This window comes from Marinobacter alexandrii, assembly GCA_039984955.1.
Lineage (GTDB): Bacteria > Bacteroidota > Bacteroidia > Cytophagales > Cyclobacteriaceae > Ekhidna.
The window spans coordinates 754,154-778,926 of sequence record JBDWTN010000007.1; the positions used below are offsets into that span (position 1 = coordinate 754,154).

Consider the following 24,773-nt stretch of genomic DNA (forward strand, 5'->3'; position numbering starts at 1 on the left):
TCAATTAATTATTGAAAAACCCACAAAGCTTGATCCATTAAATCACTATTCTGATTCTCAATTGCTGCATTTACATTGTCAGTATTTAAGTTTTTCTCAGAGTTAGGATAAATAAACCTTCGTGGAATACCATTGTGTGGATTTAGGCCTTGGTTACCATCAACATTTGGAGTAATTGCAGGAAAGCCAGTTCTTCTATAATCATCCCAAGCTATGTTTTGCGGATATAGAGCTTTGTACTTCTCTCCTATAATAGCTGCAAGGTCTGAACCAGTGATTCCTAATAGATAGTTATCTCTATCTTCAGCACTTACACCCATATCATTCATGTTTGCAGCAATACCATCCTTAACAGCTGCTAGAACAGCAGCATCAGAACCGCCAGTCATTCTCAATGCCTCTGCTTCAATAAATTTCAACTCAGCATAATTGATAATCACTGTAGGAGCATCTTGTTTCCCCCAAAAAGTAGTTGGGGCAAAACCAGCAGTACTACCAGGTTCGCGTATCAACGCAAGTCTTGGATCACCGGACATTTGTCCCATGAAATAGCCAGTTAAAACCATCGTATTACTACGATCTCTGTGAAACTGATTCAAAGGGTTCGCTCCATTAGCTGATGCATCAAAAACTAGATACGCATTGTCATCATTTGATGTGAATGCATTACCCACAGCAGTCAAAGCAGCTGTGTAATTCGTTGCTCCTTTTGCCGACATCATCAATCGATACCTAGCTTCTAAAGCCCAAGCTGTTGCAAGCCAAGCATCATTATCTCCTCCGAAGATCAAGTCATCCGAAGTAGGCACAATGTCGCCACCATCAGTTGCTAAATCTGTTCTCGCCTCTGCAAGTAAAGCGAAAACCGTGTTCATGATAGTTTCCTGATCGTCATACGCAGGAGAAAGTACGCCATCTTCTCCTTGAAAAGCATTCGAGTAAGGAATATCTCCAAAGAAAGATGTAGCTAGACCCAAGCTATTCGCCATAAGTACCTTGGCAATGCCACTATAATAAGGAGCATTCTGATCAGGTGCTTGTTTAATGATAAGGTCTAGATCCTTCATTGCTCCTCCATAAAACCCTGTTCTCCAAAGGTTATTGAAAGTAATATCAGGCATTAGATAGCTGGTATAACCCAACTGCTGAGCATCAGTGCCTTCAAAATATTGCATGATAATACCAGGGTTTCTCGAAGCAATAGCTCCATTATTAAACCCTACCTGAGCAATTGCCGAAGGTAGTACAAGATTCAAATTCACTTCAGCTAGATTTTGAGGATCAATATTGGTATCTCCAAAATCACAAGAAGGAACAATAACGAGTGTAGCAAGCAATAGCGCTACTATATTGATTTTAAATTTTCTCATTTTTCTATTCATTTAAAAAATTACAGACCAAGTCGAAGTTTAAATGTATAGCCTTTGGTATTTGGACTATTGAAATAATCCAATCCAAATCCATTAGAAGCTCCAGTAAGGTTAGTCTCCGGATCAATACCTTCATAAGATGTACTTAACCATAGATTTCTACCTACAGCAGAAAACGAAGCTGATTTGAATGGTGTTTTATCCAAAATAGACTTAGGCAGATTATACGTTAGAGAAACTTCTCTCAACCTCACCCAAGAAGCATCTTGAACATTTGACTCACCCAGACCACCAAAACCGTAACGAACATATCTATAAGCACCTATGCCTTGAGCTTCATTGGCAAAATCAGTCTGAACATTATTGGAAGAACCTCCTACCTGTACTCCATCTTCATTGTCAAGAGATGCATCTCTTAGCACTCCATTAAAGACAACTCCCGTGAGGTCTCTTGTATCTGCAGACTTCTTGGAGGTTCCGAAATAGTTAGCAATACCCGCTGTTCCATTCCATACATCTCCACCTTGTCTAATATCTAAAAGAGCAGAAACAGTGAAGTTTTTATAATTGAATGAATTTCTGATGCCCATGACAAAATCAGGGTTCGGATCTCCAATTACTCCTGCATTAGCATCCTGAAGTGGGTATCCTGTTGCTGGATCGATTAGGATTTGTCCTTGATCATTCCTTTGGAATTTCGCCCCAAAGATAGCTCCAAACGGCTCTCCCGCTATTGCACGAGATGAAGTACTCGTAAATCCAGCTAAGAATATATTGTCAATTCCTGGTGCTAATTCCTCTACTACAGATTTGTAATGAGTGAAATTAACTGTCGCATCCCATGAGAAATCTCCTGACTTATACGGAGTTCCCGTTAGAACTGCCTCTATACCTTCATTCGAAACTAAACCTGCGTTTGTAATAGTCGAAAGAAATCCAGAAGCTGCTGATACTGTCACAGGTATGATTTGATCTACAGTTTCAGAGTTGTAATAAGTTAAGTCTAAACCAACTCTTCCGCCAAGTAACTTAACATCCACTCCAAATTCATACGTTGAAGTAAGCTCTGGCTTAAGTATATTATTACCAAGCGTACCATTCTGTTCAAATGCATTCACCCCATTGAAAGGGAAAGATGTACCTGTAACGAATCCATCGCCTCCAACAAATCCTTGAGCAAAGTAGCTAAGCGTTGAGTAAACAGGGGCATCATTACCCACTTGACCCCAACTAGCACGAACTTTCAAATACGTATCAGATAAGTTCAAAGCTTCACTGGCAACAAAACCTAAAGCGACTGATGGATAGAAGAATGAGTTGTCATTCTCTGGAAGTGTAGAAGACCAGTCATTTCTACCTGTAAAGTTCAAGAACAACATGTCTCTATAGCCAACTCTAAAATCAGCATAAATACCCATAAGCTCACGTTCAACTGGGTTGTAAGAAGCAATTACATCAGATGCATTAGATATGTTGATAAAATCTAAAGAGGCCAATGTATTTCCCGTTGTGATGTTATCCGTACTCTTAGCACTATAGTAATTATGACCTGCAAGTGCATTCAATGTGATGTCTCCATTATTGAATGTCTTATCATAAGTCACAATAAAATCAGAGTTCAAATTGGTCGCATTAATTTCACGATTTACTACTGACCCAGGGTTCCATTCAGTGGATAGGTCATTATTCTGAACTTTTTCAATAAAAGCTACTCTGCTATCTATATAGTTGTCAACACCAAATTTATATTGAACATTAAGCCCTGGAGTAATTTCATAGTTTAAAGCTGTGTAGCCAATGATTCTATTTACATTATCCTCCGTGAAATTCTTATTCACTACCCAATAAGGGTTATCATAAATACCATCACGGTAACTTCTTTGTCCTCCATTAGGATACTGATATGCAGCTTGAAAATCTGCAGCATCTTGTCCTGTTTTACCCAATCCAATATCGAACGAAGGAGTATTTCTAACCAGACCAAGCATAATACCTCTTAGGTTAGAACCTCGCTGCATTCTGATACCGCCTGAGTTTGCATAATTAGCTGACATACTAACAGTCAATTTCTCCGTAAGCTCCGTAGAAATATTTGCTCTGAAAGTCGCTCTTTCGAAGAGCGAATTTGGTACCACTCCTTTTTGATTCAAATATCCTGCAGATAAATAGTAAGTAGTGCCTGATGTACCACCACGGACACTCACGTTATTATCTGTCGTTACACCCGTATCGAAAAAGTCGTAACTATCATAACCTTGTGCAGGAGTTCCATTTCCTTCGCCTGTAGCCACCAGGCTACCTCTTGGATCAAAAGGATATGTAGCATCGCCATCATATTCTAAATCAGCAATTCTTGGACCCCAGCTAAACCCTTCGAATGTTTCAGGTCCTCTGTAACCTCCGTCTCTACCTTGAGCATAAGTTCTTTGAAGTGGTAACGTCTTGTTCACTTCTGTAAATTCAACCGACGAAGAAATGCTTATTGAAGGCGCAGAATTTTTCTTTCCACTCTTTGTTGTAACAACAATAGCTCCATTAGCAGCTCTAATACCATAAAGTGCTGTAGCAGATGGTCCTTTAAGAACTGTTAGGCTCGCAATGTCATTGGGATTAAGATCAATCGCTCTGTTTGATTGAGAAACACCACCTGTTCCATTACCCGCTTCCGAGTTATTTATAGGTATGCCATCTACAACGAAAAGCGGAGAGTTACTCCCACTAATAGAAGTATTTCCACGAATCCTGATGTTTGCAGAAGCACCAGGTGATCCAGAAGAACTAATAACGGTCACACCAGCAGCTTTGCCGTTTAATGCATTCACCAGATTAGTTTCTTGTGTGTTGGCTAATTCATCTCCACCAACATTCTGGACAGAATATCCAAGTGCTCGCTTGTTTGATTCAATACCAATCGCTGTTACAACAACTTCTTGAAGTTCTATTGCTCCGGCCATGGATAAATCGATGGTTGATCTAGCACCAACTTGAACTTCCTGAGTATCAAAACCAACATAAGAAAATACCAATGTTGCTCCGTCCTCAACGGAAATTCTGTAGTTACCATCTAGGTCTGTGGTAACACCAGTTGTTGTGCCTTTGATCACAACATTCACTCCAGGCAAAGATTCACCAGCATCATCGGTGACTTTTCCTGAAACTGTTCTTTGTGCTATCAAACTCGTGATAGCAAAAAAGAACACAGTAGTAAGTAGTAAAATCCTCTTCATACTTTACTTTTTTGTGTTAATAATTATGTTATAAAGACTTAAAGATAAGGTAATATTCCAATCAATATCAAAAACAAAATACCATTAGAAGTAAAAACCTATAATCTTAAACTAAAAAAACTCCAGTTATCAATTCCCTTAAACAATTTGAAAAAAAAGATCCGTAGAGTTTATTCTTCAAAATGATACATTTGCAGCTTTATAAACCCCAACCTATGTCATCAATGCCTGATATATCTACTTTGGATAGTATTTGCTCTCAAGTTCGACGAGATATTGTTCGAATGGTTCATGCGGTAAACTCCGGTCATCCTGGAGGATCACTCGGATGTACTGAATACTTCGTTGCTTTGTACAATCACATAATGAAACATGATTCCTCCTTTAATATGGAAGGAAAGAATGAGGATGTTTTCTTCTTATCTAATGGTCATATTTCACCTGTCTTCTATAGCACCCTTGCGAGATCTGATTATTTCGATGTTTCTGAACTATCCACCTTCAGAAAGATTGGTTCAAGGCTTCAAGGTCATCCAGCCACTGAAGAAGGGTTAGAAGGTATTCGAATAGCTTCGGGCTCCCTTGGCCAAGGCTTATCTACTGGCATTGGAGTCGCTTTAGCTAAAAAACTCAACAACGATGATAATCATGTCTTTGTACTTATGGGAGATGGCGAGCAACAAGAGGGGCAGGTTTGGGAAGCGGCCATGTTTGCTGCTCATAATAAAGTTGACAACTTAATAGCAACTATAGACTACAATGGTCAGCAAATAGATGGGCCGATTTCTGAAGTCAACAATCTTGGTGATATCAGAGCAAAGTATGAATCATTTGGTTGGATAGTACTGGAATGTGATGGGAATGAGATGAAAGCTCTTATTGAAACCCTAGAAGAAGCCAAGGGTAAATCAGGAAATGGAAAGCCAATCATGATACTCATGAAAACAGAAATGGGTAAAGGAGTTGATTTTATGGAAGGCACACATAAATGGCATGGAGTTGCTCCAAATGATGAACAACTTGCAGACGCTTTAAGCCAATTGGAAGAAACCTTAGGAGACTATTAATTACTGATCACTGATGAAGACAAAATTTAACTATACAGCAAAGAAAGATACACGGTCAGGTTTTGGAGATGGGTTGCTAGAGGCGGCTAAATCCAACCCGAATGTTGTTGGATTATGTGCAGATTTGACAGGCTCTCTAAAAATGAATGCCTTCCAAAATGAATTCCCTGAAAGGTTTTTCCAAGTTGGAATTGCTGAAGCAAACATGATGGGAATTGCTGCTGGACTCGCTACTGCTGGAAAGATTCCATTTACAGGAACATTTGCCAACTTTTCTACAAGTAGAGTTTATGATCAATTAAGACAATCCATCGCATACTCTGAAAAAAATGTGAAAGTTTGTGCATCTCATGCTGGACTTACTTTGGGTGAAGATGGAGCTACACATCAGGTTCTAGAAGATCTTGGAATGACCAAAATGCTTCCAAACTTCACAGTCATCAATCCATGTGATTATCATCAAACTAAAGCTGCAACTATGGCAATTGCTGAACATCATGGACCAGTTTATTTAAGATTTGGTCGTCCTAGCTGGCCAATGTTCATGGAAGAACAGCCATTCGAGATTGGAAAAGCCGTAACTTTAATTGAAGGTACTGATGTTTCCATTTTTGCTACGGGTCACTTAGTTTGGAAAGCCATAGAAGCTGAAGCAGTTTTAGCAGAACAAGGTATTTCTGCAGAAGTGATAAACATCCACACCATCAAACCCTTGGATGAGGGTGCCATACTTAAATCAATAGCCAAAACTGGATGTGCAGTTTCTGCTGAAGAGCATCAAATTGCGGGGGGACTTGGAGAAAGCGTAGCGCAGACTATTGTAAGAAATGATTTAGTTCCTCAAGAATTTGTCGCAGTAAACGATCAATTTGGTGAAAGTGGGAAACCTGAGGAGTTACTTGATAAATATGGACTGGGTGTTACGGACATTGTAGAAAAAGCTAAAAAAGCGATAGCAAGAAAAAATTAGAATAAACAACCTTAATCAAAAGCCGAGATAATATTGTCTCGGCTTTTTTTGTCATACATCTTTGCAAAATGCCATCTCACAGACAGCTTTTCTTAAATCATTTAGCTCAGACTTCTGATGCTCCTTTAATGCTGGAAATGGTCTCCGCAGAAGGTATCTACATGACAGATGTTGACGATAAAAAATATCTTGACCTTATTTCTGGGATAGGTGTTTCCAATGTTGGGCATAGGCACCCTAAAGTGATAAAAGCCATCAAAGATCAAGTTGACAAGCACTTACATGTCATGGTTTATGGTGAGTTTGTACAAAGTCCGCAGGTAAGGCTAGCAGAAGCACTAAGTAAAACATTGCCTAATAAAATAGATTCGGTCTATTTGGTTAATTCAGGAAGTGAGGCAATTGAAGGGGCAATGAAATTAGCTAAGAGATATACTGGAAGATCTGAGCTAGTTGCTTGTCATAATGCCTATCATGGATCTTCTCATGGTGCTTTATCATTAACAGGTAGTGAATCCTTTAAGAGAAACTATCGCCCACTGTTACCTGGTGTGTCTCATGTCCGATTTGGTTGTATCGATGATTTAAATAAAATAACAAGTGAGACCGCAGCTTTTGTAATAGAAACTGTTCAAGGTGAAGCAGGGTTAAAGGTTGGGTCTCAAGACTACTGGAAAGCAGTTAGAGATCGATGTAGCCTAACAGGGGCTTTATTGATTCTAGATGAAATTCAGTGTGGTTTTGGTCGCACTGGGAAATTTTGGGCGTTTGAACATTATGGAATAGAACCTGATATAATAGTAAGTGCCAAGGGAATGGGAGGTGGTATGCCAATCGGCAGTTTTATGGCTAGTAAGGAACTGATGCATGTTTTTACTGAAAATCCAGTTCTGGGCCACATCTCAACGTTTGGTGGTCATCCTGTATCTTCTGCCGCAGCACTAGCAACCTTGGAAGTAATTCAAGAAGAAGACCTTCTAGACAATGTAGCAGAAAAAGAATTGCTCTTTCATACATTATTGAAGCATCCAAAAATAAAAGCTATTCGAAGCAAAGGACTCATGATGGCTGTTGAGTTTGAATCATATGATGTTTTAAAACCAATCATAGATAGGGCTATTGAATTAGGTGTTGTAACTGACTGGTTTTTATTTAATGACCAATCTATGAGAATAGCGCCACCTCTAATCATCACTAAAGATGAAATAAAAAAAGCCTGTAAGATAATCCTACAGGCCATTAATGACGTATAACAATGCCTTAGATCAATTGACTTAGGTCTAAAGTGAAAGTCTTCTCCTCTCCCATTTGCCATAGAACCAGTTCCACATCTGAATTAACTTCTTCCAATAGTTTTCTCAATTCTGGCAAAGTGTATTCACTCACATCTTTACCATTCACCTTCAATATTTCGGCATCTTGTTTTATTCCAGCTACTTTAGCAGGGCTGGCATCATACACTCTATGTACAAGAATCTTATCCATCTCTTCATCGAGCTGAAGATACAATCCACTAGCATTTACATTGTATGAATCTGAATAGCTCTTATTTTTCACAAAAAAAATTTTCTCTCTAGAATAGTCAAATGTGATATTGAATCTTTTCAGCATCTTGTTTCCGATAATTCCAGCAACTTTTTTATTGTGCTGAATTCCATGTTTAGCTGTGCTAATACCAATAGGCATGTTTTTGATATCGAAGGTTCCAAAACCAAAATTTTTAACTCTTCCCTCATAATGTGTAGTTTCTTTCTGGCTTAATCCAACTACCGGATAGGAAAAATGCTTCCCGGTTCTTGACACAATATCATTCTTTGCAGCAAATTTAGTATTGAAGTCAAGGGTAGTTCCAGCACCTGTGTTAATGAAAAAATCGCCTTTCAATACCTCACCATCATTTAGTGTAACCTCTCCTTCTATGTGTGGTATATAGTTATCTAATTTAAACTCGAAGCTCTCACCAAATCCATCATGCTTATAAGACGATTGAGTATATAATTCAAAATTGCTTTTATCATAATCTAATCTCACAACGTAATGATGTAAGAGATCATAGCCGATAATACCATCGATATTCCTCCCAATACTCATTTCTAAATGCCGAAGACTTGTGGCATAAAGTTGAATATCTTTCTCTAAGGCAATACCGTTCAATTCTATTAGATTGTGGTCAATCAATGCTCCTTGAATGGCTCCCTGGGCACTCGTCTTTGTTGCTCCATGATTTAGATCAAGGTTTAATGATTTCGCTACATCCAGATCTATTACAGGAAGGCCATCTCCAGTATCAAAAATAAAATCTAGAGGCTCTGAACCATCTACACTCAGGTGTATAAAAATATGATCACCAAACAACTCCATTTGAGTAGATGTAATAGGACTTTGCGAGAATCCCAAAAGGCATGTAATTAGCAGTAGCGAGGAAAGTATTTTTTTCATAGTGATAGGAGTCTTTAAAATTTCAAGTCAATTTAGATATTTTACAAAAAACAATAGAAAAATATAGATATAAGACATGCAAATGATAGAAAAAGTGAGTGCTGCTGTGAAATTCTTGAATGAAAGAGGATTTGACAGCCCGGAGGTTGGAATCATATTGGGAACAGGGCTTGGTGCTTTAGCAGATGAAATAGAAGTAGAACAAGAGCTTGTTTATTCAAATATCCCACACTTCCCAATAGCTACTGTCGAATTTCACAAAGGAAAATTAATCTATGGGAAATTAAGAGGAAAAACAGTTGTTGCTATGCAGGGCAGATTTCATTACTACGAAGGACATTCAATGTCTCAGGTAGTTTTTCCAGTAAGGGTAATGAAGGAACTTGGAATCAAAAATTTATTAGTTTCAAATGCAGGAGGATGTATGAATCTTAACTGGAATAAGGGTGAGCTTATGCTTATAGAAGATCATATCAGTTTGCTACCTGATAATCCATTAAGAGGTCATGAAGCATCCGCATTTGGACAAATTTTCACGGACATGAGTCAACCTTACGATTTGGAGGTGAACAAAAAGTTGATTTCAATAGCAAAGAGTGAGAAAATCAGACTTAATAAAGGAGTTTATGTATCTGTGGTTGGGCCAAGCCTTGAAACAAAGGCTGAGTACCGCTACCTAAGAATGATTGGAGCAGATGTCGTAGGTATGAGTACTGTTCCAGAAGTAATAGCAGCTAACCAAATGGGGCTTCCGGTTTCAGCAGTTTCCGTCCTAACGGATTATTGTGATCCCGACAACTTAGAACCGATTGATATTGAAGATATAATAGCTACCGCGAAAGCGGCAGAAAAAGATTTGGTTATTCTATTCAAAAAATTGATGGATCAACTTTAAGTCAATCTATAAAATCAATGAATTTATGATTTTAATTATCATATGATAATAATTAACGTTTTCACCTACCCCTTTTAGGGTATTTTTCAATACTTTATTGATTCTTCTTAGTTCAAAAAAAATAAAGTTCGTAACTATGATTTGTACAAGTATTCTTCATACTTATCAATATCAAAGAGCTATCTTAAGGATAGTTGGTTGGTCCGGCAATTTACTCACCATTGTAAAGTCGGACCTTTTTTTTGAAAAATATCTCTATTTGAACGCTGGTATACCTGTAATATCTGCTCCTAAAATGAGTAGATGGATATCGTGAGTCCCTTCGTATGTAACTACAGATTCAAGGTTCATCATATGACGCATCATAGGATATTCTCCTGTAATTCCCATACCACCGTGTATTTGTCTCGCTTCTCTGGCAATATTTAAAGCGACCTCAACGCTATTCCTCTTTGCCATTGAAATTTGTGATGTTGAGGCTTTCCCCTCTTCCATCATTTTACCTAGCTTCCAATTAAGTAGCTGAGCTTTAGTTATTTCAGTAAGCATCTCCGCCAGTTTCTTTTGTACTAATTGGAATGATCCAATTGGTTTACCAAATTGCTCTCTCTCCAAAGAATATCTCCGAGCAGAATCATAGCAATCCATTGCAGCGCCTATTGCTCCCCATGCTATTCCATATCGAGCCTTATCTAGGCAACCCATTGGTGCTCCCAATCCACTCTTTTCTGGAAGCAAATTTTCTTTTGGGACCTTAACATCGCTAAATACCAATTCTCCAGTGCATGATGCTCTAAGAGACCATTTACCATGAGTTTCTGGAGTAGTAAACCCTTCCATTCCACGCTCTACGATCAGCCCATGAATTCTTCCGTCTTCATTCTTGGCCCATACCACGGCTATATCTGCTTTAGGTGAATTCGAAATCCACATCTTAGCTCCATTTAGTAAGTAGTGGTCCCCCATGTCTTTGAAGTTTGTTTCCATTCCGCTTGGATTAGAGCCATGATTAGGTTCCGTTAGTCCAAAACAACCCAACATTTCACCAGAGGCAAGCTTAGGTAAGTATTTTTTTCTTTGTTCCTCAGATCCATATGCGTATATGGGGTACATCACCAGAGACCCTTGAACTGATGCAGTGGACCTCATGCCTGAATCTCCTCTTTCCACTTCTTGCATGATTAAACCATAAGAGATATAATCAAGACCTCCACCCCCGTACTCTGCTGGAACTGTAGGTCCAAATGCACCGACTTCACCGAATTTCTTAACGATTTCTTCAGGGAAGTGATTTTTCTCAGCCCACCCTTCAATAAATGGAGTAATCTCTTTCTTTACAAAATCTCTAACAGACGACCGAATTAGCTTATGCTCATCAGTAAGTAAATCATCCATGCCATAAAAGTCCGGTGACTCAAATTCATCTACGAAATTTCGCTTTTCTACACTCATCAGAAGATATTTTTTTGTCTCAGTTGTTAAAATTTTGGCCAAATTTACAACCATAACGCTCAACTACTACGATGCTATGGACGAAAAGAAAATAGACGAAAATATTCTTCAGCAATTAACCAAATTAGAAGAAAAGTATGAGGCCATGGGTCAAGACTTATCAAGTTACCTAGATGGTTTACTGTATTCAGATTATTTGACTTACTGGGACTACATTCATCTTGACACACTTCTCAGTTTACAAACTCCAAGAACTGCGATTCCGGATGAGAAGATCTTCATTTTGTATCATCAAGTAACTGAGCTCTATTTCCGAATGATCTTAAACGAGATGGAACAAGCTGTTTTCACAGATCCTATAGGTGAGAAAACATTTTTAAAGCGTTTAAAAAGAGTTAACAGATATCTGGATCATCTAATAGATTCTTTTGATGTAATGACCGATGGGATGGATCAGGATCAATTTCTGGCATTCAGAATGGCTCTCTTACCAGCGAGTGGGTTTCAGTCTGGACAGTACAGAAAGCTAGAAATATATTCTACAGATTTTAAGAACCTAGTCAATAAGGATAAAAGAGATGAATTGAAAAATGAGCAAGACCTAGCCAAACTTTACGAATTTCTCTATTGGAAAGCTGGGGCCACAGAACTTGCTTCTGGTAAGAAGACCTTGACTTTAAGGCAATTCGAAGCAAAATATAGTAAGGAGTTTATAGAATTAGCGGTCCAAGTTTCTGAATGTAACCTACTTAGCAAGTATCATAACCATTATGAAGGTAACAATGAGGTAATCCAAGAACTCAAAAAACTTGATCAAAAGGCTAATGTAGATTGGCCACTTCAGCATCTCAAAAGTGCGACAAGATATCTTCAAAGAGATCCGAATGTAATTAAAGCCTCAGGAGGAACCAACTGGCAAAAATATCTACCTCCAAGACGTCAAAGAATCATTTTTTATCCTGAACTATGGACATCAGAAGAAATAGAGGAATGGGGTCAAAAATTTAAAAAAGTGTTTACAAGTCTCCATGCTTAGAAATGGCGCTTATATCGTCATTTATTTCCTCACCTTCTGCTTACAAGGCCAGATAAAGCAAGGGAAGTATTATTTTGATTTAGATAGCAGTAAAATCAGCGAGATATATCACTATGCTGAAGAAGACTCTGCTTTACAAGGTTCCTATGAATCATTTTACCTCAATGGATCTCTTAAAAGTTATGGATGGTTTGAGAAAAATCAACCGGATAGTGTTTGGACATATTACTATGAAAACGGAAGGAAAAAAGCACTTGGTAAGTTTAAAAAAAGTCTCCCCTCTGGAAGCTGGTCTTATTATTATGAAAACGGAAACATCAAATCTGAAGGAAAGTTACAAGGAACCTCGAAAGAAGGACCTTGGAAATTTTATTATGAGAATGATGGTGAAAAAAGTAGTGGAAATTATATCAAAAATAAGAAGACAGGAATATGGAATTACTTCTTTGAAGACGGTTCAATAAAAGCACAGTCTATAATCGAAAAAGATATAGGTCAATACACAGAATTCTATCCTTCAGGTTCAAGAAGGATGGAAGGAAAAAATGAAAATGAAAAAAGTATTGGGGAATGGATCTATTATTATGAGTCAGGAGAAATAGAGGCTGTTGGGACATTTGAAAAAGGATTGAAAACAGCAGAATGGAAATACTATCATAAGAACGGAACAATTGCAGGAACTGGCAATTATGAAAAAGGCGTTAGAACAGGAGAATGGAAATACTATCACCAAAACGGAAATCCTAATCAGTCTGGTAGAATAGTCAATGATCAAAAAGATGGTTATTGGAAATTATTTTATCCTTCGGGCGAGGTACTGGGTGAAGTAAACTATACGCAAGGCACTGGAAAGTTCACAGAATATTACCCAAGTGGAAGTCTGAAGTCAAGTGGCGCCATAGAAAATGAAAAAAAGACAGGTATATGGCACTACTATAGTGAAAAAGGAAGTCTTGAAGGAAAAGCAAGTCTAATAGAAGGTAGTGGGGACTATACCGGATATTATCCAGACGGAACAATTAAAATGAAGGGAAAGATAGAGAATGACAAACGTGTTGGCCAGTGGAAGCTTTACAACCCTGATGGAACTTTTGCTGGAACTTATCAACCCATCTATGAAGACAAAACCCCCATTTTCAAGACACGAATAAGCAATGATCAAATAGAAAAAGAGTCACTAGAAAAACCAAATTATCATCCAGAAAAAAGAGGCTTGAGATATTTCTTACCAAGAGTAAACGAGTATAAAGGCGTAATCATTGCTACCAATCCAATCTGGTTATTGGATGATCAACTCCCAATTTCTTTTGAGTACTACATACAAGAAAGACTTGGGTACGAACTACAATTTGATATTATAAGATCTCCTTTTTTTACGTCCGACTCTGATATTGGTGATTATCAAGTTTATCGTAGAGGGGCAAAAATTCACTTCAAACAAAAATTTTATCACGCAGACTCAAAAATGGGCATGTTCTATTTTGGTCATGAAGTAAATTTCAAATACCAGAATAGCAATGTAAATCATACAGATACATTAATAATTCAACAACCAAGACGTTTCGGTACTCTTAGAGAGCAATCCTTTGGTTACGGTATTATTGTTGGAAATAGATGGATGAAAGATGTTGGAGCTTCTGGACTAACAGTGGACGCTTTTATTGGTTTCGGTATATCTGTCAGATCATTTAACAAGCAATATGAACCAATTCAGGTTCTTGATAATTATTTTGATCAAGAAATCAAATCTTCTGTTCATTTTCCAATTATTATTGGGTTGAACATTGGATTTGCTTTGACGAAAAGCAAAAGCAAAACTCAATGAGCAAAAAAACAGCCATTCTCGGAGCTTCACCCAACCCTATGAGGTATGCGTACTTAGCTGCTGAACGTCTCACTATTCATGACCACCCGATTGTACCCATAGGCATTAAGCAAGGCGAGATTTTCGGTGAAAAAATATTAGATCTTCGTGAAAGACCAGAAGTAAAAGACCTTGACACGGTGACGATGTACATTGGTCCAAAAAATCAAGTCGAATGGGAGGATTATATCATTTCTCTTCTCCCAAAAAGAATAATCTTTAATCCAGGATCAGAAAATCCATCACTAGAAAAAAAAGCTATCGAAAAAGGAATTAAGATTGATCATGCATGCACTTTGGTCATGCTCCGAAGCAAGCAATACTAATGGATTGGGATAGGTCTCTCCTCCCTGTGTCTATTGAGATGAAGATCCATATGATGATATAAACTTAATCGAAAAATATGACGCTTTTCATAACTAAATGGCGATCCTTTATGGCGAAAAGTAAACATATAGCCTCCTTGTATTTGAAATTGCTCACTCAGATTATATCCAAGTCCCGCAAAAGAACGATTATCTTCTAAATGATTATAAACAATTGACTTGCCCGCCTGAATAAAGATTTCATTGTAAAGAGACAAAAAGAGTGTATGATTTTCGAATGCTGGTTTATTCAGAGGAATATAAACAGTCATTTTATATCTGAAACGGTGAGTCAACTTAAATGATGAGCCTTTTTCATAATCACGTCTCCATCTCTGCTCCATTCTTAGTTGATGGTATAGTTTAATATGGTCAAAAGGAGTAGCAAGTACCGCTTGCTGCCAAAGACGGTATTGCGGAACAATTTTGTCCACATCTGGATCATTTTGATTAGGCGCCCAGTAGAATGGATGTACAACACCTACAGTAATATCAAGGTATTTCTTTAGTGTGTAAGTAGCTCCAAACCTTAGATAAACTTGAGCCATATCGTCAAACCCATTTTTCTTCCTCACATGATATTCACCATAGTAGGCCCAACGGTCGTTGAAATGATATTTGGTATAAACTCCAAGCCAAACACCTGTAGTAGAAGTAATCTCTTTTTCAAGTGGTGGAGCCTGTTGGGCACTAAGACAGAAGGCGCTGATCATAAACATCATGACCAATACTCTAGAGAGATTCATGCGGTAGGTAGTTAGGTGCGTTAAAATTGAACTTTTTCAAGTAGAAAATTGAATTTTTCAAGATAAAAATCATTCAATTAATCAATAAGTCTCATTTTATTTTTTCCTCTTCAATTATTCATCCTTGATTTCTCCATTGTTCAATCGCACTAATTTTGATCGCGAGATGATGTAAGGATGATTGATTTTGAAAGGGCATTGCAAATTTGATTGAAACTCAAATCTACATCTGATTTTAAGCATCAAAAACATCATAAAATAGGGATAATTTTAGTATTTTTGCAAATTGAAAATGACTACATTTTAAACACTTAAGAGCCTATTCAAGCAATTGAAAAAACAACTAATAAGAGCTCTGAATGCTGTTTTTTAATCACTGCACATGGAAGAAAATAAGGAAAATAAAAAAGGGAATTATTCCGCAAGTAATATCCAGGTACTTGAAGGCTTGGAAGCCGTACGAAAAAGACCTGCGATGTACATCGGGGACATTGGTCTCAAAGGACTTCACCATATGGTTTGGGAGGTTGTTGACAACTCAATTGATGAAGCTTTAGCGGGTCATTGTGATACCATTACAGTAGAAATCAATACAGATGAATCAATTACTGTTACCGATAATGGCCGGGGTATCCCAACCGATATGCACGAAAAAGAAAAAAGAAGTGCACTCGAGGTAGTAATGACAGTTCTTCATGCTGGAGGAAAGTTTGATAAAGACACTTATAAAGTGTCTGGAGGTCTTCACGGTGTTGGAGTTTCATGCGTTAATGCATTATCCTCCAAGCTTGTTGCTACCGTACATAGAAATGGAAAGGTCTTTGAGCAAGAGTACAGCATTGGTATCCCCAAAGCTCCTGTAAAGGAAATAGGCAAAACAGATATTAGCGGAACGATTATACATTTCCAGCCGGATATGAGCATTTTCTCTGCTAACAAATACAATTCAGAAACAATTGCTTCCAGGTTAAGAGAACTTTCATTTCTAAATGCAGGAATTACGATTCATATGATAGATCATAGAGATCTAGATGATTCTGGTCAACCTCTGAAAGAAAAATTCTTTTCAGAAGGAGGACTTGCAGAATTCGTTTCTTACCTGGACTCAACTAGAGAAACTTTAATTCCTGATCCAATTTATATGGAAGGTGATAAAGGAGTTGTACCTGTGGAAGTAGCTCTTAGCTACAATACTTCTTATTCAGAAAATGTAGTTTCTTATGTAAACAATATCAATACTATTGAAGGCGGGACACACGTTTCGGGATTTAGAAGAGCATTGACTAGGACTCTGAAAAGCTATGCTGATAAATCAGGTCTTCTTGACAAAGTCAAAGTAGATATAGCAGGGGATGATTTTCGAGAAGGCCTTACAGCCGTAATCTCGGTGAAGGTTCAAGAGCCTCAGTTTGAGGGTCAGACCAAAACAAAACTAGGCAACTCAGACGTAATGGGAGCTGTAGACACTTGTGTGAGTGAGATATTAAATGAATACCTAGAAGAACACCCAAAGGAGGCTAAACAGATTGTTGCAAAAGTAATTGTAGCAGCACAAGCAAGGCATGCCGCTAGAAAAGCAAGAGAAATGGTTCAACGGAAGAATGTTCTTTCTGGAACAGGACTTCCAGGTAAACTAGCTGATTGTTCAGATAAAGATCCTGCAGTTTGTGAAATCTATCTAGTTGAAGGAGACTCTGCAGGAGGGTCAGCTAAGCAAGGAAGAGATCGTAAGTTCCAAGCCATTTTACCTCTCAGAGGTAAAATTCTCAACGTAGAAAAAGCACAAGAACATAAGATCTACGACAATGAAGAGATCAAAAATATGATAACTGCGTTAGGCGTTTCTTTTGGAACAGAAGAGGATGATAAGGCTCTCAACATGGAGAAGCTTAGATATCATAAAGTAATTATCATGACAGATGCTGATATCGATGGTAGTCATATTAGAACACTGATTCTTACATTCTTCTTCCGATATATGAGAGCATTGATAGAAAAAGGATATTTGTATATCGCCCTGCCTCCATTGTATCTACTTAAAAAAGGAAAAACTGAAAGGTATGCTTGGTCTGAAGATGACAGAGCCAAAGTTACTGCTGAAATGGCTCCTGAAGGTAAGGAGGATGCTGTTGGGGTTCAGCGTTATAAAGGCCTTGGGGAGATGAACCCTGATCAACTATGGACAACAACAATGGATCCACAGTATAGAACATTGAAGCAAGTAACTATAGACTCAGCTGCAGAGGCTGACCATCTATTCTCAATGCTTATGGGAGACGAAGTTCCACCTCGAAGAGAGTTTATCGAGAAAAATGCGAAATACGCAAATGTTGATGTATAAAATTATTTGGATATAATTATCTGATACATTGCTTGGATAAACTTCCAAATTACAGCAAACGTAAAAAGGATGGCAGAACCGAATGCGAAAATGATCAGAAGAAAAAAGTCTAAAATTTTTTCCATACTCTTTTAAAGTTTTAGGGTTGATTGAGAAATGAATATACTGAGTTCAATCCAAGATTCACATGATTTGTTTAACTAATTTTCAATTATGAAATATAATTTTATTAAGAAAGCATTTTCCCTTCTTTTATTTGTCAGCCTGACGTCAGTTGCCTTCACCCAAGGTTATTGGCAGCAGAAAGTCGAGTATGTAATGGACATAGATTTCAGCATAGAAAATCATCAATTCACAGGAAATCAAAAATTGAAATATTTCAATAATAGTCCAGACACATTGAGACGTGTTTTCTACCATTTATATTTCAATGCTTTTCAACCTGAGAGTATGATGGATACCAGAAGTCGTACCATTGAAGACCCTGATGGAAGAGTGGGTGATCGAATCTCGAAATTGAATGATTCTGAGATTGGCTATCATAAAATTCAATCTTTAACCCAAGATGGAGAAAGCGTTAGTTACAAAACTGAAGGAACTGTTCTGGAAGTAGTACTGGCGGAACCTATCCTTCCAGGTTCCGCAACCGTTTTAAATATGAATTTTCAAAGCCAGGTACCATTACAGATAAGAAGAAGCGGAAGAAATAATAAAGAAGGAATTGACTATAGTATGGCTCAGTGGTATCCAAAAATTGCTGAGTATGATGAAAGAGGTTGGCATTCACATCCCTATGTAGGCCGTGAATTCTACGCGCCTTGGGGAAACTTCAATGTAAATCTAACAATAGATAAAAATTTTGTGGTGGCGGCCACTGGAATTCTCCAAAACCCAAATGAAATTGGGCATGGATATGAAGATGATGGAGTGAAAGTCAAAAGAAAGGGCAAAAAACTAACTTGGGAATTTGAAGCCAAAAATGTCCATGATTTTGTATGGACAGCAGACCCTGACTACACACACACCACTGCGATGGTTAATGAGGGTCCCGAACTTCATTTTTTCTATCAGAAAGGAGAAGAAACAAAGGCGTGGGAAGACCTTCCTGAACTAGCTGTTAAAGCATTCAAATTTATTGAGTCAAACTTTGGAGAATATCCATACCCTCATTATTCTATCATCCAAGGAGGTGACGGTGGAATGGAGTACCCAATGGCCACTCTTATCACAGGGAATAGAGAAATTCAAAGCTTGGCTGGTGTGACTGTACATGAAGCTCTACATAGCTGGTACCAAGGTCTATTGGCAACTAATGAAAGTTACTATGCTTGGATGGACGAAGGTTTTACAACATACGCTACTGCGGAAACGATGGCACATATTTTTGAAGGATCTAATCGCACGCAAGCAAGAAACTTTCAGACTTACATCTACTTGACCAATTCAGGTAAAGAAGAACCGTTGAGCACGCATGCTGATCATTTCGCAACTAATTCTGCATATGGTTTAGGTTCATACTATAAGGGTGCTATTGCTCTAGCTCAAATGAACTATTTAATAGGTAAAGAAAAGACTGCAAGAGCTCTTAAGAAGTACTACTATAAATGGAGGTTTAAGCATCCAGATGCTATTGATTGGATAAGAGTATTTGAAAAAGAGTCAGACATTGAGCTTGATTGGTATCTCGACTATTGGGTAAACACGATTCATACAATAGACTATTCCTTGGATGGAGTTGAAGAGATGGAAGGCAGCACAAAAATTTCTTTGAAACGAATCGGAAAGATGCCAATGCCAATGGATGTATACGTCACATTTACTGACGGCACTAAGAAGGTTTATTACGCACCCTTGGCCATTATGAGGGGAGAGAAAAGTAACGACACTACGCTTGAAAGAGTAGTATTATCAGATTGGTCTTGGACACACCCAACCTATAGCTTTACAATCGATGTTCCAATGGATCAAATAAGCGTTATAGAACTAGATGAAAGTGGATATATGGCAGATGTAGACCGAACTAATAACAAGTGGGAAAAAGAGTAGTATTCTATCCTACTTGGATACAGTTCCTTTCAAAGTAATTATTTGCGTTGGAGCTACGGGATCGTTTGAATAAATAGTAATCGACTTGTATTGGTTTCCACGCATCTCAGAGGTATCAAAAAAGACTTTAAGCATTTGACTTTTTCCTTTTTTGATACCTTTATTTTTCACTTCATAAGTAATGCAACTGCAATTTGATTTTATCGCTCTGAAAAAGAGTTTTTCCTTTCCAGCATTAAGCAGTTCAAACTCAGCTTCAACTTTTGCTCCAACACTTATTTTTCCGAAATCAAATGATCTATTGGATATTTGAAGCTTTGCTGCATTATCTAACTCATTAGCAGTCATTTCTGGGAAAAACTCTTCAATTACAGCTATCACAGAAAGGTTTTCTTCCGTGTTACTAAGCTTAATATTGTCACTCACATAACCATAATCCTTCTTTGCAATCGGATCATATATTATCTTTAATTGACCTACCTGTCGAGGGTTCAAAAAGCCTTCTTTGAGTGAAAGGCTTATATGATCTGGATATGTTAAAAGACTATCATTCAAGAAAGCAATAGTATCAGACGAATTATAGATATCGAATAATTTTTCTACTTGCTTTTCAGTTGTCATCTTACCCATATTCAACCCTCGGTATTTTATCCTGAAATCTCCAAGAACAATTGGGAATTCCTCTTCAGGTGTCTTTGGTTTTGGTTTTACAAACCCCATGATATAAAGAGTTTGATTAGAAGCTGCGTCAGTCGTAGTTAACCGGAGCGACTTTCTGAAACGTCCAGGTCTATTTCTTGGGTTATACTTTGCCTTCACATAACCTGAATCGCCAGGCATTACTTCCTCCCTAGTCCACCCAGGCGTGGTACAGCCGCATGAAGCTTTTACATTCATAATACGAATGGGGATATCACCGTTATTTACAAAACTAAAGGTAAATTCAGCAGCTCCTTTCTCTTCCCTTATTTCTCCAAAATCATGATCTACTACCTCAAAATTTAAGTTAGACTGCCCATTTAATTGAATTAGGCAAATTGTTAAAAGGGCTGAAAAAAATACTTTCATTTTAGATCTGTTTTGTTTCACAATTTAAGACGAAATACAAAGGTTCAAATTATATAGGTTTGTACAAATTTTTAATTAATGGCGCGAATACTTACAGGTATACAAAGTTCTGGAAAACCACATTTAGGCAATCTACTTGGGGCAATATTGCCAGCCATTGAGTTGTCTAAGAAAAAAGAAAATGAATCTTTCTTTTTCATTGCAGATTTACACTCCCTTACAACCATTAAAGATTCAAAAATACGAATAGAAAATACAAATGCAGTAGCTGCCGCCTGGTTAGCTTGTGGGTTTGATACTTCCGCAAACACGTTCTACAGACAATCTCGTGTCCCCGCATGCTGTGAACTTACATGGTATTTGAATTGCTTTACCCCATTTCCAATGCTCGCCAATGCGCATTCATTTAAAGATAAAGCAGAGAGACTTTCGGATGTCAATGCAGGTTTATTTGATTATCCTGTGTTGATGGCTTCTGACATCCTTCTATATGACGCTAATTTTGTGCCAGTAGGTAAAGATCAAAAACAACATTTGGAGATGACAAGAGACATGGCGTCATCCTTCAATCATCAATTTGGAGAAACTTTTACAGTGCCAGAGGCCCTTATTGACGATGAAGTTATGACCATTCCAGGAACAGATGGTCAGAAAATGAGCAAAAGTTATGGCAATATTATTGACGTATTTCTTCCTGAGAAAAAGCTAAGAAAGAATGTAATGCAGATTCTTACTGACAGTACGCCCTTAGAAGAACCAAAAAATCCAGATACTGACCATGTTTTCGCCATATATAAACTATTAGCATCGGAAGAACAGACGCAAGAAATGCGGAAAAACTATGAAGGTGGAAACTATGGGTATGGTCATGCAAAACAAGAATTATTTGAACTCTTGCTTAATAAATTCAGAGATGAAAGGGAGAAGTATGATTATTACATGAGTAATCTAGACGAGTTAGAGCTTGAGCTTAGTAAAGGAGAAGAAAAAGCCGCCGAAGTAGCCGATCAAGTTCTGAATCGAGTGAAAACGAAATTAGGATTCGCATAAAAATTGTAAAATGACTGCTGAACAAAAAGCAAATCAGTGGCTCAAAGCAGCCAACATAGACGAGATATCTAAAAAGGAAATACAGAACCTATTGGAGACTAAAGAAGAGCTTGATGAAGCTTTTCTAAATGATTTAGAATTTGGTACCGGCGGATTGAGAGGTATCATGGGTATAGGAACTAGCCGAATCAATAAGTTCACAATCGGGATGGCGACTCAAGGATTCTCAAACTATTTAAAGACGCAATTTGATGAAGTAAAAGTGGCAATTGCATATGACAGCCGCAATAACAGCCATCTATTTGCTCAGACCGCTGCAGATGTTTTTTCTGCAAATGGCATAAAGGTTTTTTTGTTTGAGAACTTAAGACCAACTCCCGAATTATCGTTCGCTATTCGTCATCTGGAATGTCAGGGAGGGATTGTTATTACGGCTTCTCATAATCCAAAGGAATACAATGGATATAAAGCATACTGGTCAGACGGAGGCCAGATTGTCTCGCCTCATGATAAGAACATCATTTCAGAGGTTAATAAGATAGACTCTATCGAGAATATTAATTTCAATGGAAACAAAGAGTTAATTCAGCTTATCGGTGAGGACATTGATCAAGCATATCTGGATATGGTCAAGAATCTATCTCTTTCGCCTGATTCAATTCAAAATAATAGTGATTTAAAAATTGTCTACTCCTCTATTCACGGCACTGGAATCACTTTAATACCAAGAGCTCTTCATGAATTGGGTTTCAAAAATATCTACACTGTTAAGGAACAAGAAAATCCTGATGGTGACTTCCCTACGGTCATATATCCAAATCCTGAAGAAAAAGAGGCAATGTCACTCGCTCTCCAAGAAGCAGAAAAAATTGATGCGGATATTGTTCTGGCAACAGACCCAGATGCCGATCGAGTCGGAATAGCTGTTAAAAACTCCAACAATGAGTTTCAATTGCTCAATGGAAATCAAACAGGAGTTTTGATTGTCTATTATCTAATCAAAAAATGGAGCGAAAAAGGACTCAATGGAAATGAGTACGTCGGCAAAACAATTGTAACTACTGAACTCATTCGAGAGATCGCAAATAGCCATAAAATAAAATGTTACGATACGCTTACCGGATTCAAGTGGATCGCAAATATGATCAAGGAAAAGCAAGGAAAAGAAGTATTCATAGGTGGTGGTGAAGAGAGTTATGGCTATATGATAGGCGAAGAAGTTAGAGATAAAGACGCTGTAGCTAGCAGTGTAGTCATCGTAGAACTAGTTGCTTGGGCTAAAGAAAAAGGATATAGTCTTTTCGAATTGTTGAACAACATTTACAAAAAATACGGATTCTACTATGAAGAATTAAAATCAATCACGAAGAAAGGAATAAAAGGAGCTGAAGAGATTAAAATCATGATGGAAAGCTTCAGATCAAATCCACCTAAAAAACTTGCCGGATCGGAAGTTATCGAAGTAATTGATTATCTGACAGGAGATAAGCTATCATCGGGCAAAAAAGAGGCTCTCGCTTTTCCAAAATCTAATGTGCTGCAGTACATTACTGACGATAAAACCAAAGTGAGCATCAGGCCTTCCGGTACTGAACCAAAAATAAAATTTTACTTTTCAGTTAAAGGCAAAATAGAAAATGATGATTATTTTGAGAGTGAAGAAAAATTAAAAAATAAAGTACATAACTTGTTGAATGACTTGAATTTGTGAACGAATCCCTAATTATTGGATTAAATTTACCAAAAGTGTTAATTTGCGAAGATTAGAAAGATTGTGTTTGCAATTCTTCCAATAACGAGTCACCAAATCTAACCCTAAACTGAATTGAGTAACGTATTACTAAATTTCTTTCTTGTAATCGTAGGATTCGTTCTCCTTATCAAAGGAGCTGATTATCTTGTCAATGGGGCATCTTCTTTAGCCAAACGCTTTAATGTATCTGATATTGCTATTGGCCTAACGGTCGTAGCAATGGGGACTTCTGCTCCGGAATTAGTTGTTAACATTATTTCCGGATCGGTACAAGATGTGGGGAGTGGTGCCAATGAAGTAGTATTTGGGAATATTATAGGCTCTAACATTTTCAACATCTTCCTGATCTTGGGAATCGCCAGTATCATTTATCCATTAACAGTTGAAAGAAATGCTCTTTGGAAAGAAGTTCCTTACTCCCTACTAGCAACTTTTATATTTTTCATCCTAGTAAACGATGCTCTATTTTTTGGGTCAGACACAAACTCGCTTGATACAAAAGACGGGATCATTTTACTTGCAATGTTCGTGCTCTTCTTGGTTTATATTTTCATGAACTTGAATAGAAACCCAGAAGCTGAAGTAGAGGATATAGAGATTCATGGAAGTTTGAAAACAACAATCATGATTGTGCTTGGAATTGTAGGGCTTGTATTTGGAGGTAATCTCATCGTTGAGAATGCGGTTACAATTGCTAAATTTTATCATGTAAGTGATAAAATGATAGGGTTAACTATACTAGCTGCAGGTACCTCACTACCAGAGCTTGCCACTTCGGCAGTAGCAGCTTTTCATAAAAAATCGGACTTAGCTGTGGGAAACATTGTTGGGTCCAACATTTTCAATTTACTTCTTGTACTTGGAGCAACAGCAATCGTTCACTCTCCGTTAGTATTCACACCAACATTAAATACGGATCTTTACATTGTCATGATAGGCACATTGATGCTTTTCGTATTCATGTTTACCCTCAATAAATTCAAACTGGATAGATCTGAGGGGATCATTTACATAGTAGGATTTTTAATCTATTCATATTATCTATTTGTCAGGGAACAAATCCTTCCTGGATTTTTTTAAAACA

The 24,773-nt window shown here is 37.7% G+C and carries 19 protein-coding genes; 12 read left to right on the top strand and 7 right to left on the bottom strand.

Translation table 11 applies throughout. The annotated features are described in order from the left end of the window. Positions 1-8 precede the first annotated feature (8 nt). Positions 9-1,370 (bottom strand): SusD/RagB family nutrient-binding outer membrane lipoprotein, encoded by a 1,362-nt coding sequence (locus ABJQ32_09690; GenBank protein MEP5289912.1) that lies wholly within the window; start codon positions 1,368-1,370, stop codon positions 9-11. Positions 1,371-1,390: 20 nt separating this feature from the next. Further along, positions 1,391-4,597, bottom strand: a complete 3,207-nt coding sequence (locus ABJQ32_09695) for a SusC/RagA family TonB-linked outer membrane protein (protein MEP5289913.1) — start codon at positions 4,595-4,597, stop codon at positions 1,391-1,393. Between the two features lie 224 nt (positions 4,598-4,821). On the opposite strand from ABJQ32_09695, the gene ABJQ32_09700 reads away from it, so the two are divergent. The 3 genes from ABJQ32_09700 to ABJQ32_09710 all read left to right on the top strand — a co-directional run bounded on the left by ABJQ32_09700 (position 4,822) and on the right by ABJQ32_09710 (position 7,887). Beyond that, the gene (locus tag ABJQ32_09700) at positions 4,822-5,664 is read left to right on the top strand and encodes a transketolase (GenBank protein MEP5289914.1); all 843 of its coding nucleotides are present in this window, start codon (positions 4,822-4,824) and stop codon (positions 5,662-5,664) included. A gap of 13 nt (positions 5,665-5,677) precedes the next feature. Further along, complete coding sequence (locus ABJQ32_09705; GenBank protein MEP5289915.1) at positions 5,678-6,634, top strand: transketolase C-terminal domain-containing protein; 957 nt, start codon at positions 5,678-5,680, stop codon at positions 6,632-6,634. Positions 6,635-6,702: 68 nt separating this feature from the next. Next, on the top strand, positions 6,703-7,887 hold the full coding sequence (locus tag ABJQ32_09710; GenBank protein ID MEP5289916.1) for an aspartate aminotransferase family protein: 1,185 nt from the start codon (positions 6,703-6,705) through the stop codon (positions 7,885-7,887). 7 nt (positions 7,888-7,894) lie between these two features. Here the strand turns inward: ABJQ32_09710 and ABJQ32_09715 are convergent, their stop codons facing one another. Further along, a complete protein-coding gene (locus ABJQ32_09715; protein ID MEP5289917.1) occupies positions 7,895-9,073 on the bottom strand; it encodes an aspartyl protease family protein in 1,179 nt (392 codons plus the stop codon). Positions 9,074-9,149: 76 nt separating this feature from the next. Between ABJQ32_09715 and ABJQ32_09720 the strand changes: the two genes are divergently transcribed. Next, positions 9,150-9,968 carry a purine-nucleoside phosphorylase gene (locus tag ABJQ32_09720; GenBank protein MEP5289918.1) on the top strand — a complete coding sequence of 273 codons (819 nt, stop codon included), beginning with the start codon at positions 9,150-9,152 and terminating at the stop codon, positions 9,966-9,968. Between the two features lie 255 nt (positions 9,969-10,223). Here the strand turns inward: ABJQ32_09720 and ABJQ32_09725 are convergent, their stop codons facing one another. Then, entirely contained in the window at positions 10,224-11,420 is a 1,197-nt protein-coding gene (locus ABJQ32_09725) for an acyl-CoA dehydrogenase family protein (GenBank protein ID MEP5289919.1), read from the bottom strand. Positions 11,421-11,454: 34 nt separating this feature from the next. Here ABJQ32_09725 and ABJQ32_09730 point away from each other — a divergent pair, with 34 nt between their 5' ends. The 3 genes from ABJQ32_09730 to ABJQ32_09740 are packed head-to-tail and all read left to right on the top strand — an operon-like array spanning position 11,455 to position 14,646. After that, a complete protein-coding gene (locus ABJQ32_09730; GenBank protein ID MEP5289920.1) occupies positions 11,455-12,456 on the top strand; it encodes a tryptophan 2,3-dioxygenase family protein in 1,002 nt (333 codons plus the stop codon). Then, positions 12,449-14,281 (top strand): hypothetical protein, encoded by a 1,833-nt coding sequence (locus ABJQ32_09735; GenBank protein MEP5289921.1) that lies wholly within the window; start codon positions 12,449-12,451, stop codon positions 14,279-14,281. Before ABJQ32_09730 ends, ABJQ32_09735 begins: the two co-directional genes overlap by 8 nt. Beyond that, the gene (locus tag ABJQ32_09740; protein ID MEP5289922.1) at positions 14,278-14,646 is read left to right on the top strand and encodes a CoA-binding protein; all 369 of its coding nucleotides are present in this window, start codon (positions 14,278-14,280) and stop codon (positions 14,644-14,646) included. Before ABJQ32_09735 ends, ABJQ32_09740 begins: the two co-directional genes overlap by 4 nt. Here the strand turns inward: ABJQ32_09740 and ABJQ32_09745 are convergent. Then, positions 14,643-15,431: a DUF2490 domain-containing protein gene (locus tag ABJQ32_09745; GenBank protein ID MEP5289923.1), complete on the bottom strand. Its 789-nt coding sequence runs from the start codon at positions 15,429-15,431 to the stop codon at positions 14,643-14,645. The genes ABJQ32_09740 and ABJQ32_09745 overlap by 4 nt on opposite strands. Before the next feature lie 376 nt (positions 15,432-15,807). On the opposite strand from ABJQ32_09745, the gene gyrB reads away from it, so the two are divergent. After that, positions 15,808-17,772: a DNA topoisomerase (ATP-hydrolyzing) subunit B gene (gyrB, locus tag ABJQ32_09750; GenBank protein ID MEP5289924.1), complete on the top strand. Its 1,965-nt coding sequence runs from the start codon at positions 15,808-15,810 to the stop codon at positions 17,770-17,772. Between the two features lie 2 nt (positions 17,773-17,774). Here gyrB and ABJQ32_09755 read toward each other — a convergent pair whose 3' ends face one another. Beyond that, positions 17,775-17,897 (bottom strand): hypothetical protein, encoded by a 123-nt coding sequence (locus ABJQ32_09755; protein MEP5289925.1) that lies wholly within the window; start codon positions 17,895-17,897, stop codon positions 17,775-17,777. A gap of 88 nt (positions 17,898-17,985) precedes the next feature. Between ABJQ32_09755 and ABJQ32_09760 the strand changes: the two genes are divergently transcribed. Beyond that, positions 17,986-19,818, top strand: coding sequence for a M1 family metallopeptidase (locus ABJQ32_09760; protein ID MEP5289926.1), 1,833 nt, complete (start codon positions 17,986-17,988; stop codon positions 19,816-19,818). 9 nt (positions 19,819-19,827) lie between these two features. Here the strand turns inward: ABJQ32_09760 and ABJQ32_09765 are convergent, their stop codons facing one another. Further along, positions 19,828-20,886, bottom strand: a complete 1,059-nt coding sequence (locus ABJQ32_09765; GenBank protein MEP5289927.1) for a DUF1573 domain-containing protein — start codon at positions 20,884-20,886, stop codon at positions 19,828-19,830. 78 nt (positions 20,887-20,964) lie between these two features. Here ABJQ32_09765 and trpS point away from each other — a divergent pair, with 78 nt between their 5' ends. The 3 genes from trpS to ABJQ32_09780 all read left to right on the top strand — a co-directional run bounded on the left by trpS (position 20,965) and on the right by ABJQ32_09780 (position 24,769). Then, positions 20,965-21,936 (top strand): tryptophan--tRNA ligase, encoded by a 972-nt coding sequence (gene trpS / locus ABJQ32_09770; GenBank protein ID MEP5289928.1) that lies wholly within the window; start codon positions 20,965-20,967, stop codon positions 21,934-21,936. Positions 21,937-21,946: 10 nt separating this feature from the next. Continuing rightward, positions 21,947-23,647: a phospho-sugar mutase gene (locus tag ABJQ32_09775; protein ID MEP5289929.1), complete on the top strand. Its 1,701-nt coding sequence runs from the start codon at positions 21,947-21,949 to the stop codon at positions 23,645-23,647. 114 nt (positions 23,648-23,761) lie between these two features. Then, complete coding sequence (locus tag ABJQ32_09780) at positions 23,762-24,769, top strand: calcium/sodium antiporter (GenBank protein MEP5289930.1); 1,008 nt, start codon at positions 23,762-23,764, stop codon at positions 24,767-24,769. The last annotated feature ends 4 nt before the right edge of the window (positions 24,770-24,773 follow it).